The organism is Halomonas sp. SIMBA_159 (assembly GCF_046536035.1).
GTDB classification, from domain to species: domain Bacteria; phylum Pseudomonadota; class Gammaproteobacteria; order Pseudomonadales; family Halomonadaceae; genus Vreelandella; species Vreelandella venusta_A.
Map to the genome: position 1 here is coordinate 1 of NZ_JAWJBT010000161.1, position 376 is coordinate 376.

Sequence of the window (376 nt, forward strand, 5' to 3'; positions counted from 1 at the left end):
TTACTATTGAAATTCCGTTTTTATGAAGAGGATACCCGATTAAATTCGCAAGTGCTGGCAATAACAACATTTCGGATTCACCTTCAACAAATATAATCCCCTTCGCAAAAAACAAGTTGCTTTTAGTAGCATCCAGAAATCTTTCTAAAAATTCGTAATCTTCTGAATCTAAATCCGTGAATTCTTCTACAAAGGGATATGCAACTCCATCATTCATCAAAATAACATGCTTAGGATCTATAGAAGACACCAAATTCGAACTATGGGAAGTCAATATATATTGGTTTTTATTTTTTTCAAGTTCTTCTTCTATATACTTCACCAATCTGATTTGTGCCTGAGTGTGTAAATGAGCTTCTATTTCTTCAATAAGGGT

General features: G+C 33.0%; 1 protein-coding gene. It reads right to left on the bottom strand.

Features of this window, described 5'->3' with window-relative positions; translation table 11 throughout:
* A partial coding sequence (locus tag R0J87_RS18815; RefSeq protein ID WP_498888111.1) for an ATP-dependent nuclease occupies nucleotides 1-376 on the bottom strand: 376 nt, incomplete at both ends.